The following is a 14,270-nucleotide window of genomic DNA, read 5'->3' as shown; positions in this document are numbered from 1 at the left end:
TAAACCGAAGATTGACAACTATTTCTTGTATCCTATTTTTTCTCGTTCTGGGGTGATTTCTTTCTTTTCCATAAGTTCATCTACATATTGAAAAACGAGTTCTATGTTTTTCCCCTGATTTTCAATTTTCTTTTTCATTATTTCAAAATCAATACGTAAATCCGAATTATCGGAAAGCAGTTGTCTCGTTTTTGTAAATATCCGCATTATCTAAATATTAGTTTGAATTGCTTTTTCACTATTCAAAATACTCGATAACATTAATACTCCGTGTTCTGTAAAAGCCATCGACGCATAACGCAAACCCATGTTTTCAGAATTGGAAGTCGCAAATTACGACTTCAGAATTCCCAGATTTCTAACTGAATACTGAACGCTTTTTAATAATCTGCAATCAATTCCAATTCTGTTCTAAACGCCAGCATTTTGTCTCCAAATAATTTCAATCCTTCCTCGCGAAAAGCCGGTGCATCTTCCTGGTAATATTTCTCCAAAGTTTCTTTGCTGTCCGTTGCGTATTGAACCGAATAGGTTACTCCACCCATTTCTTCTTCAATTAAAACCCTTACCATTCTTGCCGAAGAGAATTTTCCAGTAGCCAAAATTTCAGGAATGTGTTTGTATTGCATCCAAATCATCCATTGATCGTGAACGCTTTCATGTATGTTTGTGGTAACGTTGTATAGTATCATTTTTTTTGATTGTTGGATTATTAGATTGTTGGATTGTTAGATTTATTAGAAGTCTAAAAATCCGAAAATCTGTTTTTTATAAATTAGTATCTCCTCGCAATTGCCTGAATTTCTTTCTGGCTTCCACAAAATAAATACTGTCCTGATGATTGAACAATATCTTTTCATATAATGGTTTCGCTTTTTCAGGTAACAATTGCTTGCTATAAATTTCTGCCGAGAAATATAAGGCTTCATCAATATAAATTCCGTCGCTATGTTGGTCAATAATCGTTTGGTATTGGCTTAAAGCCAAAGCAAAATCGCCTTTCTTTTCATATATCCTCCCTAATCGCAACAAGGTCACCGCCTCTATTTCCTGTCCTTTATTGTTTTTTAATATCGTTTGAAACTGAGTTACCGCTTCCTGATTCCTGTTTTGATACAACAGATAATCTCCTTTTGCAAATTGTTTCAGTGCCGTTTGCGTCGAATCGGCAACAGTATTATCATTTATCAAAAGAAAATATTCCAAAGCATCATTTGCAATCAACTGTGTATTGGCTGATTTCAATTCCTTGAACTGTTTCAACGCCCAAGCAAAATCAGTTTTGAAATAACTCGTTTTGGCGGCTTTTAAACTTGCTTCATGAGCCACCACATCATTTTTCAAATCTAATTCTATCTGAGAATAATAGATTAAAGCCTGATTGAATTTCTCTTCGTAAAGCAGAATATCTGCCAATTCCATTTTGGCCTGAGCCACTTCATAATCGTCCAATTCTAACTCCAGTGCTTTCTTAACTATTGCTTTTCCTTCTTCCGGTTTTTTCAAATTAAAAGCTACAAAATGCGCTTGAATCAGCTGCAAAGATAAGGTAAAAGGACTTATTTCAAATTGTTTCAACAAACCGTCTAATTCTGTGCTGATGACTGCAAAGTTATTTTCGGATGTTTTTTCAATTTTCATTTTTATCAAATAGGAATTAGCCTGAATTAACAGTTCTAAATCTTTGGTGTTTTCCAATACAAAACCAAGAATCTCTTTAGCCGCCTCCTGATTCTCTTCTTCAATAGCCAATTGCCCTAGATTCACAATGTTGCCAAGCGATTCCGGATCACGTTTGTAAATGGCTTTTTCCTGAATAAATGCTTTTTCAAATTCTTTTTGTTGTACATAAAACCAACTCAAGTAATGATTCCAGAAAAGATCCTGATTTTTTTGTGTTCTTATAATTAATGCTTTGCGAAGCATTTCACTAAAGGCAGCATCACCCTCGTCAACCATAAAACGAACCAATTGATTTTGAATTAATATTGAATTTTGAGGATTCGCATACGCTTCGTTCAGAAAGGTATTAATCATCATTTCCTGATTGCCTAATTGCCCATAAAGCAACCCAATTTGATAATTGAAATTAAAATTCGGTTCTAGTCCTGTAGCAGTCTGATAGGATTTCAAGGCATATTCCAACAACACTTTTCTCTCAAAAGAATTGGAAATACCGTATACTTCATTTGGATTTTTTTTGATTCTGTCTAATGCTTGCTCGTAGTAAATTTTGGCTTTGGCATCATTTTTTTGCAACTGGTAATTGTATCCCAATTCGACCAGAAGATTTCCTTGTTTGTATTTGTCTAATCGGTCTAGTATCGCTTTTTCAGCAACAGAAAATTGCTGTAATTGCTGGTAACAGTCAATGGTTCTTAAAAAATATTGTGTGTTTTGTGGTAGGTTTTCCAGTAACTCTTCATAACTGATTTTGGCTTTTTCAAAATCGCCTTTGTCATAATAATACTGTGCCAATTGTTCGTTTTGAGAAAAACAAATCAATGAAAAAAACAGATTTATATATAGAAATATTTTTTTCATTTTTTAATTGCAATTTGTTTCGTCAAACATCAATTTTTATGAACCATATAAGGAATTTAAGATTAGTGTTTTATTCCTTGTGTTTAAAATCCAACGTTGTCCGTTGATTTTTTCACAGAACACTTCCGTGATCTTAAATTACTTATATGGTTCAAATTTTTTGATTTTAGTCAATAATATCAAATCCACAATACGGACGTAAAACCTCTGGAATTACGATTCCTTCCGGAGTTTGGTAGTTTTCTAAAATCCCTGCCAGAACTCTTGGCAAAGCCAATGAACTTCCGTTTAAAGTGTGTGCCAATTGATTTTTTCCGTCTTTGTCTTTGAAACGTAATTTCAAACGATTCGCTTGAAAAGTCTCAAAATTAGAAACTGAACTGATTTCTAACCAGCGATCTTGTGCCGTAGAAAAAACTTCAAAATCATAAGTCAAAGCCGATGTGAATCCCATATCGCCACCACAAAGACGCAATATTCTGTATGGTAATTTCAATTCTTGAAGTATATTTTTTACGTGTTCCACCATTCCGTCCAAAGCTTCGTATGATTTATCCGGATGTTCTACACGAACGATTTCCACTTTGTCAAATTGATGCAAACGGTTTAATCCACGTACATGCGCACCATAAGAACCTGCTTCTCTACGGAAACATGGCGTGTAAGCCGTAGTTAAAACTGGCAATTCATTTTCATTTAAGATTACATCACGGAACAAATTCGTTACCGGAACCTCTGCTGTTGGAATCAAGTACAAATCATCGGTTTTGTCATGGTACATTTGCCCTTCTTTATCCGGCAATTGTCCTGTTCCGTAAGCAGATGCTTCGTTTACCATATGCGGAACCTGAACTTCATTGTAACCGGCAGCTGTATTTTTATCCAAGAAATAATTGATCAAAGCGCGTTGTAACTTCGCCCCTTTTCCCTTATAAACCGGAAATCCTGCTCCAGTGATTTTTACACCCAATTCAAAATCGATGATGTCGTATTTTTTTACCAATTCCCAATGCGGTTGAGCACCTTCATGCAAAACTGGAACTTCACCTTCTTCAAAAACGTTTAAGTTTTCTTCTGGTGTTTTCCCAACAGGAACAATATCAGCCGGAAGATTGGGTAAGGTGTATAATTTCTCTAAAAGTTCTGCGGCAAGCGCATCAGCCGTTTCTGCTAGAGCTTTGCTTTTCTCTTTGTTTAAAACTGTTTTTTCTTTTAAGATTGCGGCTTTTGATTTCTCACCCGCTTTCATCAATTCGCCAATGTCTTTGGATAATTTATTAGATTCGGATAAAATTCCGTCCAACTCCACTTGCGTAGCGCGACGTTTTTCGTCCAGTTGTACCACTTCTTCAACAACACTTGTAGCATCGATGTTTCTCTTTGCCAAAGCGGTGATTACTTTTTCTTGATTCTCTCTAATAAATGCGATTTGTAACATAGCTTGATTTTTTTAACGCTAACTTATATAATAATGGAAGCAAATTTAAGGAAATGTTTGATAGAAACGGGACAAAGTTTTGATGAAAATTAGCTAAGCTCTTTTAATCTCATGACCCACAAATTCTTCCAAGGTGGCAAACATGTCGTCTACAGAAAGGACTTCAAAATCGGGGTGCGTTTTTAAGAAAGTAGCATTCAAAGTAACTAGGTTTTCTTCAATTTCGAAAAAAGTGTCGTTGTTGAGCAAATCTCTGATAGGATTTACGCCTTCCAATTTCCCTTTCAGGAATTTATTCAGCTTTACACTGCTCATTAATTTTACTTTTTTGGATTGTTGTTGGAACAATTCCAAATGTTTTTCGGCGCCAATCAAAGCCAAACCTTCTTCTATCAATTCATTCAGTTCTTTATCCCAACTTGAATTATAGACAAACTGAGCAAAATTTCCTTCGGTATATTGCAACGTATAATAATCTAAATAATAACTCATTAAAGCATCTTCGTGAATCAAATCGTCGTTTACTCCTTCCTCGCGCATTAAGTTGATTACCGAAATATTAGAGTGAATGACATCTTGAAGGTTCTCACTGTTCATCGCGGTTTCTGAAATAATTATTCTACCGAATTCCATAGGTTTTGTGTTTGAATATTTACTGCAAATTTCGGGTAAATAAAAACAGAAAAGAAATACAATGTGATTTAAATAACATCAGATTCGTCGCTATTCTTTTTCTGATTCATTTTTGTAACCAAAGCTTTCAAACGCAACGCTTTTTCTTTTTTCTCTTCCTGAAGTTTAGCCTTTTTTCGATTTAGCAATTTGGTGTGTAAAGCCTTATTTTTGGTGTTTTTTTCGGGTCCTTTGGGCATGGTTTAAGACGTCTTTAGTTTGGTTTGCAAAGATATAAAAACAGATTCTTTTATTTATTTCATTTCCGCGTTGCAAACGCCTTATTTAGTTCTCAGAAGTAAATAGGTACTCGTTGCAAACGAGCCAGATGGTTGCATATCTTCGCTATCGGGTTTTTAGAACTTGAAACCTTAGTTTAAATTGGTTCGATTTTACGAGGTAACTTCGTGAAGTTGCGCTAAGGTTTTCATAAAAAATTTCATAAATCTTTACATAAAAGCTATAACACCAAGGTTCGCAAAGGCTAAACAGAGATCCTTTATATAGTAATTATTTTATTCTATTTTTTGCTATTTCAATCAATATATTTGTAATATCTAACTCAGTAAAATGATTTCTTTTGATACTTTCTAAAATCATAGTATTGAAATCATGCCATGGAAGTTCACTTGATCCTCTAATATTAAATCCTCCATTTGAATTATTATCAAATCTATTTCTTATTGAAAAATCACTTCCATTATCCCAGCTTGATTCTCCCCATTCGATACTGTGATCTTTTGATAGGTTTATTTTGTCTTTTGGTTTCATTTTTTTATAATAAATTATGGAATACAATAATCATTCAGTTTTTGATTTAATGGATTACTTATATTCTTTAGATAATGGACTTACAGATTCTACCTTTACAATTAAATCATCATTTTCATTTTTTTGAGCTGTATATTTAATTGAACCCCTATAAATAATTGTATCTCCAATTTTAATATTTCCTTCACAGTTACAAATTTTCAAACTATTATCAATGGAAGTGGTCATTATATTATCTATTTTTGAGTCTTTGGCACTTACATTGTATATAAATGCTCTATTACCATTTTCATTAATTAAGATTTCATTATTTTCTTCTAAAATCTGAAAAACTGTATTTGTAATTTCTTCATCATTACAATTAGGTTGTTCTCCACAAGATGTTAAAAGCGTAAATAAAATAAATAAGCTAACAATTTTCTTCATTTTTTTAGTTTTTATTTATATGCAAATGTGCCATCGGGTTTTACAAATGATTTTGCAACTTTATCTGCTTCATTTTGTAATTCTAATTTACTAACTCACGTTACTCAAAAGCACTATGAAATTTCATAGTGCTTTTGAGTAACGTGAGTTATTTTACTGAAAAGGTTTTATTCATTCTCTTTTTTAAAAAATAATAATTCAGGAGATTTCAGAACAAAAGAAACGAAGTCATTATAAAATGAACCAGCACCTATAGCTATTGATTGTTTTTTTTGAATATTTTCTCTAAAATTCACTACATAGCTATAGGTCACATTTTCAATTAATTCATAATCTTTACCCTCATATCCAAAAATTTTACAGTTACAATATCTGTCTTTATTTGATAAATCAAAACTAATTATATTTTTATTTTTATTGTTTATAAAATTAATTATACTATCTCTATTTGGTGTATATTTTTCTAAAACTCTTCCGTCTTGTTCTTCTTTTTCAATATATTTGATGATGTGATTTTTGTAAAATTCAATTATAAAGCCTGTTCTGTCACCAGACCTACTTCGACCTTTAAAATTTATTAAGCCATTAAAATTCCCCAATGAATCTAATTCAATTTTAAAATCGTCAAGTACTATTTCACCTATTAATGTGTCATTTTTAAAAGTAAAAGATGACACATTATGTATTTTTTTATCAGGATTATTATATTTATATGTCCACAAACCATTTTTTTTACCTCCTATATATTTACCATTTATATAACTAAATTCTTTATTATAACCTATATTCTCTTTATAAACAAAAGTCCAATTATCATTAAATTTATTATCCTTAAAGTTTCCTTCAATGATAACTTTTCTATCTGTTGAATTATATAAAAAAGACCCTTGTTTAATTCTTTCATAATCATTGGTTTCAAAGTATTCATATTTTGCAAAACCACCTAAATATTTACCTTCATATATTAATTTAGTTTGTGAATTACAGAAGTTTGTTATTAATAAAAAAAATACATGAATAACCATGTATTTTCTTCCTTTTTTAGTTCTTTGTAAGTATTTAAGAATCATAACTTGAATTTTTAAATCTGGTATTTTATTTAAAATATTTATTGTGTTGTATTTTCTAATTCTGCTGACTTTATCTTCTTAAATCTCATTTCTTTCAATTCTTTCTATCTATTCATTTAAGTTATATAGCATTAAAAACCATAGAATTGTGGTTAATTACGTAAATACTTTTAAAGAAAAATCTGCCTTTTTACAAATATAGAATATTTACAGCTTTAAACAACCGACTATTTACAATCACTTATAAAAAATCGATTACAACTAAATTCATTGCATGAGTGTAGAGCGAAAAAAGAAATCCCACAAATTATTGTTCTAATTGGAAACAGAATAAAAGCAATCATTAAATATTTAAGAATATTAAACAACGTGATGTAGTATATGGTACAGGTTTAGATGTTGAAAACTTGAAAAAACATATCAAAGGAAAACAAGAAATAAAGATTAGCGCAATGATGAAAATAGTCAATTCCTTAAATATTAATGGAAGTGATTTATTTGAAGAATAACTACTAGATCGACAATAATCAACTTTTACCACACTAAAATCATACTCTGATCTAATAAACCAAATTGTTTTTTCAAGTTTTAGGAATTCTTTTTTGATTCCTCGTTCCTACCATTGACTTTTTTTGTAAAAGAATTAAACCTCGAAATGACAAACAAGACGAAAACGTTCTTATGAAAATGACTACCCTAGCCCCGATAGCAGTGAAAATCCTTTTTCTAAACGCTGTTAGTGTTCAAAACCCTGACAGCGTTTAGAAAAAGATTGCAACGGATAGCGGGAAATAGCTTCAAATAAAAATTCTATTGCTTATTTTTGCACTCAATAAAATTGAATCATGATACAGAATCCAAAAAGATATACGATTACAGCGGCATTGCCTTATACGAACGGACCGATTCACATTGGCCATTTGGCGGGTGTTTACGTACCTTCAGATATATATTCCAGATATTTAAGATTGCAGGGAAGAGACGTTTTGTTTGTTTGCGGAAGTGACGAGCACGGAGTGGCGATTTCGATGAAAGCCAAAAAAGAAGGCATTACGCCACAAGAAGTAATCGATAAATATGATGGAATTATCCGTAAATCATTCTCTGATTTTGGAATTTCATTTGATAATTACTCTAGAACTTCGGCTAAAATTCATCATGATACGGCTTCGGAATTTTTTAGAAAACTGTATGAGCAAGGTGATTTTATCGAAGAAATAACCGAGCAATTGTATGATGCAAAAGCAGACCAATTCTTGGCAGATCGTTTTGTGGTGGGAACCTGCCCAAAATGTGGCAACGAAGAAGCATATGGTGACCAATGCGAAAAATGCGGTTCTACGTTGAATGCTACGGATTTGATTAATCCAAAATCGACAATTACAGGAGAAACACCGATTTTGAAATCTACGAAACACTGGTTTTTGCCTTTGGACCGTTATGAAGATTTCTTGAAAGAATGGATTCTCGTTGGACATAAAAACGACTGGAAACCGAATGTTTACGGGCAAGTAAAATCGTGGATTGATGGTGGATTGGAACCTCGTGCGGTAACTCGTGACTTGGACTGGGGAATTGATGTTCCTGTTGAAGGCGCCGAAGGAAAAAAATTATACGTGTGGTTTGATGCGCCGATTGGCTACATTTCATCTACCAAAGAATGGGCTTTGCGCGAAGGAAAAGATTGGGAACCGTATTGGAAAGATCAAGACACGAAACTGGTTCACTTTATTGGGAAAGACAATATTGTTTTCCATTGCATCATTTTCCCGGCAATGTTGAAAGCCGAAGGAAGTTATATTTTGCCGGATAATGTTCCTGCCAATGAGTTCTTAAACTTGGAAGGAAATAAATTATCTACGTCTAAAAACTGGGCAGTTTGGTTGCACGAATATTTGGAAGAATTCCCGAATCAGCAAGATGTTTTGCGTTATGCTTTGACATCGAATGCGCCGGAAACTAAGGATAATGATTTTACCTGGAAAGATTTTCAGGCAAGAAATAACAATGAATTGGTTGCGATTTACGGGAATTTCATTAATCGTGTTGTGGTTTTAACCAATAAATATTACAACGGAATCATTCCTCAACCGAATGAACTTTCGGAAGTGGACGAAGCTACTTTAACAGAACTGAAAGCGTATCCGGCTGTGATTTCGAGTTCATTGGAACGTTACCGATTCCGTGAAGCGTTGAGTGAATTGATGAATGTGGCTCGTTTAGGAAATAAATATTTAGCCGACGAAGAGCCTTGGAAAGTTATCAAAGACAATCCAGAACGTGTGCAAACACAAATGTATGTGGCATTGCAAATTGCTGCGGCTTTAAGTTCACTTTGCGAACCTTTCCTGCCATTTACAGCTAAAAAATTATCAAGAATTCTAAAAATAGAAAGTCCGTTGAACTGGAATACTATTGCTCAAAATTCTGATTTGATTCCGGTGGGTCACCAAATTGGAGAAGCGGAATTATTGTTTGCTAAAATCGAAGACGAGGAAATCCAAAAACAAATAGACAAACTGGAAGCGACTAAAACTGCCAATACTGCCGAAAACAAAAAAGCAGAACCACAAAAAGAAGCCATTCAATTTGAGGATTTTGCCAAAATGGATATTCGTACAGGAACAATTCTGGAAGCCGAAAAAATGCCGAAAGCGAACAAGCTTTTGATTTTGAAAGTAGACACCGGAATTGATGTTCGCACCATTGTTTCTGGAATTGCCGAAAGTTTTAAGCCGGAAGATATAGTAGGGAAACGAGTAACTGTTTTAGTGAATTTGGCTCCAAGAAACCTTCGCGGCGTAGAAAGTCAAGGAATGATTTTAATGACCACAAATGCAGAAGGAAAATTGGTGTTTGTAAATCCTGACACGGATGGTGTTGCAAATGGAGAGACGATAAATTAAATATTCATATATCCACGATTACGTAGAGACGTTGCAGTGCAACGTCTCTATTTGTTTTAACCAAGAACCATTCAGAAATTATATAAAAATTATTATATTCGTTATCATCAACATACAGGAGACGTTGCAATGCAACGTCTCTACCGATAAATGCGAACGAAAATAATATGAATAACAAATTTCAAAATAAATACCGCATACCCTCTGCCCGATTGAAAAATTGGGATTATGGAAATAACGGCGCCTATTTTATTACGATTTGTACCCAAAATAGGGAACATTTTTTTGGTGAAATTATTTCTGTTGCAGACGAGAATGAAATGCAGTTGAATGAAATCGGAAAATTAGCTGAGCGATTTTGGGCTGAAATACCAAACCATTTCCCATTTGTTGAATTGGGAAATTATATCATTATGCCGAATCACATTCATGGAATATTGATAATTAATAAACAGATTATCGTTGATGACATTGTAGAGACGTTGCAATGTAAAGTCTCTACCGTGAATGCGACAGAAACCATCAATAAAAAGGAACTGATGGCGGAGATTTCACCTAAATCGGGTACAATTTCAACCATAATTCGTTCATACAAATCGGTATTAACCAAAAACGCACATTTTATGCATGCTGATTTTGAATGGCAAGCACGTTTTCATGATCATATTATTCGTGATTCCGAATCATTTGAGAGAATACAAAATTATATAGAAACCAATCCTGAACTGTGGAAAGAAGACAAATTTTACAACTAGACTAGTTGTAAGATTATATTCAGAAATAGCTTTTGTATTATACCAAAAAAACATACCATTTTATGAGCCTAAAAGTAATTGCTTTCGATGCCGATGATACCTTATGGATCAACGAAACGTATTTTGATGAAACCGAGAAGAAATTCTGTGGTTTGATGGAAGATTATTTGTCGCATCAAGGAATTTCCAAAGAACTCTTTAAGGTGGAGATTGATAATCTAAAATTATACGGATACGGAATAAAAGGCTATATTCTTTCGATGATTGAAGCAGCCATGAATATTTCAAACAATACTATTCCGATTGAAATCATCGAAAAAATAATTCAATATGGAAAAGAATTACTCGAAAAACCAATTGTTTTATTAGATGGTGTGGAAGAAACGTTGGAAACTTTACACGGAAAATACAAATTGGTCGTTGCCACAAAAGGGGATCTATTAGACCAACGCCGGAAATTACATAATTCCGGTTTAGGCCATTATTTTCATCATATCGAAGTGATGTCAGACAAGCAGGAAATTGATTATTCTGATTTAATCAAACGATTAGAAATACAACCTTCCGAATTTTTTATGATTGGAAATTCTTTGAAATCGGATGTTTTACCGGTTTTAGCCATTGGCGGACACGCCGTTCATATTCCGTTTCACACGACTTGGGCACACGAAAAAATTGACCATAAAGTAGAACATGAGAATTTCAGTGCTTTCGAAAATATAACGGAAGTTTTGAAAAGGTTGGAATAGTTCGACGCTTTTAGGTATAAATAGCGAAACTAGGTTAAAATTAAGCGATTAGACAATGGTGATAAAAAGACATTTTTAATCCAAATCACTTCGATAAATTGATTTAATAAGCGGTATCTACAGTATAAAATCTGTTTTTTTACTGTTTTTTATAATTTTTTAAAAAATTAATGTTTTCTTATTGTTGATTTCAAAATGTTGATTTTCAGATTATTAAATGAATAATACGTTTTTTATCATTACAGAATAATTATTAATCCTTATATAATTAACTGTTTGGGTTTTTTAATTAAATATTGTGATGTATTTTTGCACTAAATTAAAATTGAAACAATATGAAAAAAATCATACTTACTTTAGTATTTGCTTCTGTTATGACTACTATGAGTGCTCAAACAGAAACTGTAAAAAGCACGGAAGATGCCTTTAACAAATGGTCAGTTGAATTAGCTGGCGGTTTTAACAAACCTCAAAGACCTATGAGTGCAGGTTATTCAACTTCACTAATAAGTCCTTATGTTGTTGATTTAGGAGTTCGTTACATGTTTAACAACAAATTTGGTTTGAAAGCTGATTTTGGCTACAACAGTTTCACAGGAGAAAAAGAATCTATTGATTTCGACACTAAGTACTACAGAGTAGACTTACAAGGTGTTGCTAACTTAGGAAGAATAATGAGTTTTGAAACTTGGACTCAAACAATTGGCTTATTAGGTCATGCTGGTGTTGGTTTGTCATTATTAGAAAGAGAAGATCCTTCTTATAAAAAAGACAGAATTGGTAATTTTATGGCTGGTTTAACTGGTCAAATCAAATTGTCTGACAGAATCTCATTAACAGGAGATTTCACAACAATTCTTAATGCAAAACAAAACATGGCTTTTGATGGTGCTAGTTCATCAAATACTAGAGGTTTCGGTGGAATCCTTTTTAATGGTACTGCAGGGATAACAGTTTACTTAGGTAAAAATGTAAAACATGCTGACTGGGTTCTTGATAATGAAGATAGATTCAATGTTATAGACAACAGACTTACAGCAATCGAAACAAAAATGCTTGATGCTGACAATGACGGAGTAGCTGATTATTTGGATCAAGAACCAAATACTGCTGCAGGTGCAATGGTAGATACTAAAGGTAGATCAATTGACAAGAACAACAATAATGTTCCTGACGAAACAGAAGATTATATCATGAAAAATTACACTAGTAAAGCTGACTCTACTACTGTATACGATAATGAATTGATCAAAAGTTTAATTAATGGTGGTTATGTTGCTGCTTATTTTGATTTTGACAAATCTAAACCAACGAATGTTTCTTCTGAAGGTATTGATTTTATCTTAACTTACTTGAGAAACAATCCTTCTGCTTCAGTTGACATTATTGGTCATGCTGACGAATTAGGAAGATCTGCATACAATGATAAATTATCTAATGCAAGAGCTACTAATGTAAAAAACACTTTAGTGAAAGCTAATGTTGATGCAGCTAGATTAAATGTTATTGCAGCAGGTGAAGATACTTCAGTTGATAAAGATTCAGATGCAGCTAGAAAATTAGTTAGAAAAGTTACTTTTAGAGTAAAATAATCTAATTCTTTATATCAAAAAGCCCTAAAGGAAATTTCTTTTAGGGCTTTTTTTATGTCTAAAAATTTCACTTTTAAGAATTACATATCAATTTCATTAGATAAACGTTCTTGAAACTTGAAAACACTTTTAATCTTTTCGCTAAATGATTTCTGATGACAAATATATTTGTGATCAAATTAATGGCTTCACAACTATTGGTCCTGAAGATGGCAGCCTTGGATTTTATTTGATTGAAATATAATGCTGATTTTATTGTTTTGAAAACTATGCGAACAGAAATTGAACGCATTCAAAACACAACTCATCTTTTTACAAGAACTTTCGGAGATGACAATGTAATTCATTTTCAACCCGACTATTTCCTTCATAAAAATGATAGTTTCAGAGACCGCAAAAGAAACAACATCAGTATCTGTTTCTGTGCATCATGAACTAAGGAAAGGTTTATATTTAGAGTTATTTACAGATTATTTCAAGAGATTATGAATCAACAAATTAAGTATTTTTTGTAACTTTACTAAAAACTCACTACCATGCTATCAAAAAACATAGAACTCGCGTTGAATCATCAGATTCGTATTGAAGCGGAATCATCCCAAACTTATCTTTCTATGGCTTCTTGGTCAGAAACTCATGGTTTGGAAGGAATTTCAAAATTTATGTATGCCCAATCTGACGAAGAACGGGTACACATGCTTAAATTGGTTCGCTATATAAATGAACGTGGCGGCCATGCAAGAGTAAGCGAATTAAAAGCGCCAAAAATTAGTTATGAAACATTCAAGGAAATGTTTGAAGAACTTTATAAACACGAAATTTTTGTTTCTGAATCAATTAACGAACTGGTTCACATTTCGTTTTCAGAAAAAGATTATGCCACACATAATTTTTTGCAATGGTATGTAGCCGAGCAAATTGAAGAAGAAGCTCAGGCTAAGCTTATTTTAGATAAGATAAACCTAATTGGTGATGACAAAGGCGGTTTGTATTTGTTTGACAGAGATATCCAACAAATGGCTTTAAATAGCTCTACAAACAAAGACTCAAAATAGCCAAACAATTTTTGGAATCTATAGAATAATGTAACTTGATTTTAATGCTGCCGAAATTGAGTAAAAAGAAAAAAAATAAGGAAAAGAAAAAGGATAAAAAAGAGTCCCATAAAAAGGATGTTCCTAAGGGCAAACTCAAATCAAAATGTTGTGAAAGTTATAAAAAAGGGGAAGACAAGCGTTGCAAACGTTGCCCTAGATTTGATTTAGGAAAAAAATAAAAATAAAAAGTGTTCCGTCGCAGCTTACAGTCGCAGTCCACACATTTAGTTAAAAAAAACCACCGATAACT

The 14,270-nt window shown here is 32.8% G+C and carries 16 protein-coding genes; 7 read left to right on the top strand and 9 right to left on the bottom strand.

The features are described from left to right. Window positions 1-18 precede the first annotated feature (18 nt). From ACM55F_RS00255 to ACM55F_RS00215, 9 genes are all read right to left on the bottom strand, one after another. Entirely contained in the window at window positions 19-207 is a 189-nt protein-coding gene (locus tag ACM55F_RS00255) for a hypothetical protein (RefSeq protein ID WP_416851675.1), read from the bottom strand. A 173-nt stretch (window positions 208-380) separates the two neighbouring features. Further along, the gene (locus tag ACM55F_RS00250) at window positions 381-692 is read right to left on the bottom strand and encodes a DUF4286 family protein (protein WP_131914481.1); all 312 of its coding nucleotides are present in this window, start codon (window positions 690-692) and stop codon (window positions 381-383) included. A gap of 76 nt (window positions 693-768) precedes the next feature. Then, on the bottom strand, window positions 769-2,544 hold the full coding sequence (locus ACM55F_RS00245; protein ID WP_416851674.1) for a tetratricopeptide repeat protein: 1,776 nt from the start codon (window positions 2,542-2,544) through the stop codon (window positions 769-771). Window positions 2,545-2,710: 166 nt separating this feature from the next. Next, window positions 2,711-3,982, bottom strand: coding sequence for a serine--tRNA ligase (serS, locus tag ACM55F_RS00240; RefSeq protein ID WP_416851673.1), 1,272 nt, complete (start codon window positions 3,980-3,982; stop codon window positions 2,711-2,713). 93 nt (window positions 3,983-4,075) lie between these two features. Then, complete coding sequence (locus ACM55F_RS00235; protein ID WP_416851672.1) at window positions 4,076-4,615, bottom strand: DMP19 family protein; 540 nt, start codon at window positions 4,613-4,615, stop codon at window positions 4,076-4,078. Window positions 4,616-4,683: 68 nt separating this feature from the next. After that, complete coding sequence (locus tag ACM55F_RS00230; protein ID WP_416851671.1) at window positions 4,684-4,854, bottom strand: hypothetical protein; 171 nt, start codon at window positions 4,852-4,854, stop codon at window positions 4,684-4,686. 310 nt (window positions 4,855-5,164) lie between these two features. Continuing rightward, window positions 5,165-5,425, bottom strand: coding sequence for a hypothetical protein (locus ACM55F_RS00225; RefSeq protein ID WP_131914485.1), 261 nt, complete (start codon window positions 5,423-5,425; stop codon window positions 5,165-5,167). A gap of 54 nt (window positions 5,426-5,479) precedes the next feature. Beyond that, window positions 5,480-5,851, bottom strand: a complete 372-nt coding sequence (locus ACM55F_RS00220; protein WP_416851670.1) for a hypothetical protein — start codon at window positions 5,849-5,851, stop codon at window positions 5,480-5,482. Between the two features lie 167 nt (window positions 5,852-6,018). Further along, window positions 6,019-6,921: a hypothetical protein gene (locus ACM55F_RS00215; protein WP_416851669.1), complete on the bottom strand. Its 903-nt coding sequence runs from the start codon at window positions 6,919-6,921 to the stop codon at window positions 6,019-6,021. 347 nt (window positions 6,922-7,268) lie between these two features. Between ACM55F_RS00215 and ACM55F_RS00210 the strand changes: the two genes are divergently transcribed. From ACM55F_RS00210 to ACM55F_RS00180, 7 genes are all read left to right on the top strand, one after another. Beyond that, the gene (locus ACM55F_RS00210) at window positions 7,269-7,430 is read left to right on the top strand and encodes a helix-turn-helix domain-containing protein (protein WP_416852039.1); all 162 of its coding nucleotides are present in this window, start codon (window positions 7,269-7,271) and stop codon (window positions 7,428-7,430) included. Window positions 7,431-7,766: 336 nt separating this feature from the next. Then, the gene (gene metG, locus ACM55F_RS00205) at window positions 7,767-9,827 is read left to right on the top strand and encodes a methionine--tRNA ligase (protein ID WP_416851668.1); all 2,061 of its coding nucleotides are present in this window, start codon (window positions 7,767-7,769) and stop codon (window positions 9,825-9,827) included. Between the two features lie 167 nt (window positions 9,828-9,994). Beyond that, complete coding sequence (locus tag ACM55F_RS00200) at window positions 9,995-10,582, top strand: transposase (RefSeq protein ID WP_416851667.1); 588 nt, start codon at window positions 9,995-9,997, stop codon at window positions 10,580-10,582. A gap of 62 nt (window positions 10,583-10,644) precedes the next feature. Next, the gene (locus ACM55F_RS00195) at window positions 10,645-11,331 is read left to right on the top strand and encodes an HAD family hydrolase (protein WP_416851666.1); all 687 of its coding nucleotides are present in this window, start codon (window positions 10,645-10,647) and stop codon (window positions 11,329-11,331) included. A gap of 335 nt (window positions 11,332-11,666) precedes the next feature. After that, window positions 11,667-12,923 carry an OmpA family protein gene (locus ACM55F_RS00190; RefSeq protein ID WP_416851665.1) on the top strand — a complete coding sequence of 419 codons (1,257 nt, stop codon included), beginning with the start codon at window positions 11,667-11,669 and terminating at the stop codon, window positions 12,921-12,923. Between the two features lie 536 nt (window positions 12,924-13,459). Beyond that, window positions 13,460-13,978, top strand: a complete 519-nt coding sequence (locus tag ACM55F_RS00185) for a ferritin (protein WP_416851664.1) — start codon at window positions 13,460-13,462, stop codon at window positions 13,976-13,978. A gap of 56 nt (window positions 13,979-14,034) precedes the next feature. After that, window positions 14,035-14,199: a hypothetical protein gene (locus ACM55F_RS00180; protein ID WP_416851663.1), complete on the top strand. Its 165-nt coding sequence runs from the start codon at window positions 14,035-14,037 to the stop codon at window positions 14,197-14,199. Window positions 14,200-14,270: the final 71 nt, after the last annotated feature.

The sequence above is a fragment of the Flavobacterium melibiosi genome, assembly GCF_048158545.1.
Classification (GTDB): Bacteria; Bacteroidota; Bacteroidia; order Flavobacteriales; family Flavobacteriaceae; genus Flavobacterium; species Flavobacterium melibiosi.
Note: the sequence above shows the minus strand (reverse complement) of the source record. Positions and strands in the feature narration are given on the sequence as shown.

What these genes read in the sequence shown, in the direction of transcription:
- ACM55F_RS00255 (WP_416851675.1), bottom strand. Translation starts at nt 207, where the DNA reads ATGCGGATATTTACAAAAACGAGACAACTGCTTTCCGATAATTCGGAT.
- ACM55F_RS00250 (WP_131914481.1), bottom strand. Translation starts at nt 692, where the DNA reads ATGATACTATACAACGTTACCACAAACATACATGAAAGCGTTCACGAT.
- ACM55F_RS00245 (WP_416851674.1), bottom strand. Translation starts at nt 2,544, where the DNA reads ATGAAAAAAATATTTCTATATATAAATCTGTTTTTTTCATTGATTTGT.
- serS (WP_416851673.1), bottom strand. Translation starts at nt 3,982, where the DNA reads ATGTTACAAATCGCATTTATTAGAGAGAATCAAGAAAAAGTAATCACC.
- ACM55F_RS00235 (WP_416851672.1), bottom strand. Translation starts at nt 4,615, where the DNA reads ATGGAATTCGGTAGAATAATTATTTCAGAAACCGCGATGAACAGTGAG.
- ACM55F_RS00230 (WP_416851671.1), bottom strand. Translation starts at nt 4,854, where the DNA reads ATGCCCAAAGGACCCGAAAAAAACACCAAAAATAAGGCTTTACACACC.
- ACM55F_RS00225 (WP_131914485.1), bottom strand. Translation starts at nt 5,425, where the DNA reads ATGAAACCAAAAGACAAAATAAACCTATCAAAAGATCACAGTATCGAA.
- ACM55F_RS00220 (WP_416851670.1), bottom strand. Translation starts at nt 5,851, where the DNA reads ATGAAGAAAATTGTTAGCTTATTTATTTTATTTACGCTTTTAACATCT.
- ACM55F_RS00215 (WP_416851669.1), bottom strand. Translation starts at nt 6,921, where the DNA reads ATGATTCTTAAATACTTACAAAGAACTAAAAAAGGAAGAAAATACATG.
- metG (WP_416851668.1), top strand. Translation starts at nt 7,767, where the DNA reads ATGATACAGAATCCAAAAAGATATACGATTACAGCGGCATTGCCTTAT.
- ACM55F_RS00200 (WP_416851667.1), top strand. Translation starts at nt 9,995, where the DNA reads ATGAATAACAAATTTCAAAATAAATACCGCATACCCTCTGCCCGATTG.
- ACM55F_RS00195 (WP_416851666.1), top strand. Translation starts at nt 10,645, where the DNA reads ATGAGCCTAAAAGTAATTGCTTTCGATGCCGATGATACCTTATGGATC.
- ACM55F_RS00190 (WP_416851665.1), top strand. Translation starts at nt 11,667, where the DNA reads ATGAAAAAAATCATACTTACTTTAGTATTTGCTTCTGTTATGACTACT.
- ACM55F_RS00185 (WP_416851664.1), top strand. Translation starts at nt 13,460, where the DNA reads ATGCTATCAAAAAACATAGAACTCGCGTTGAATCATCAGATTCGTATT.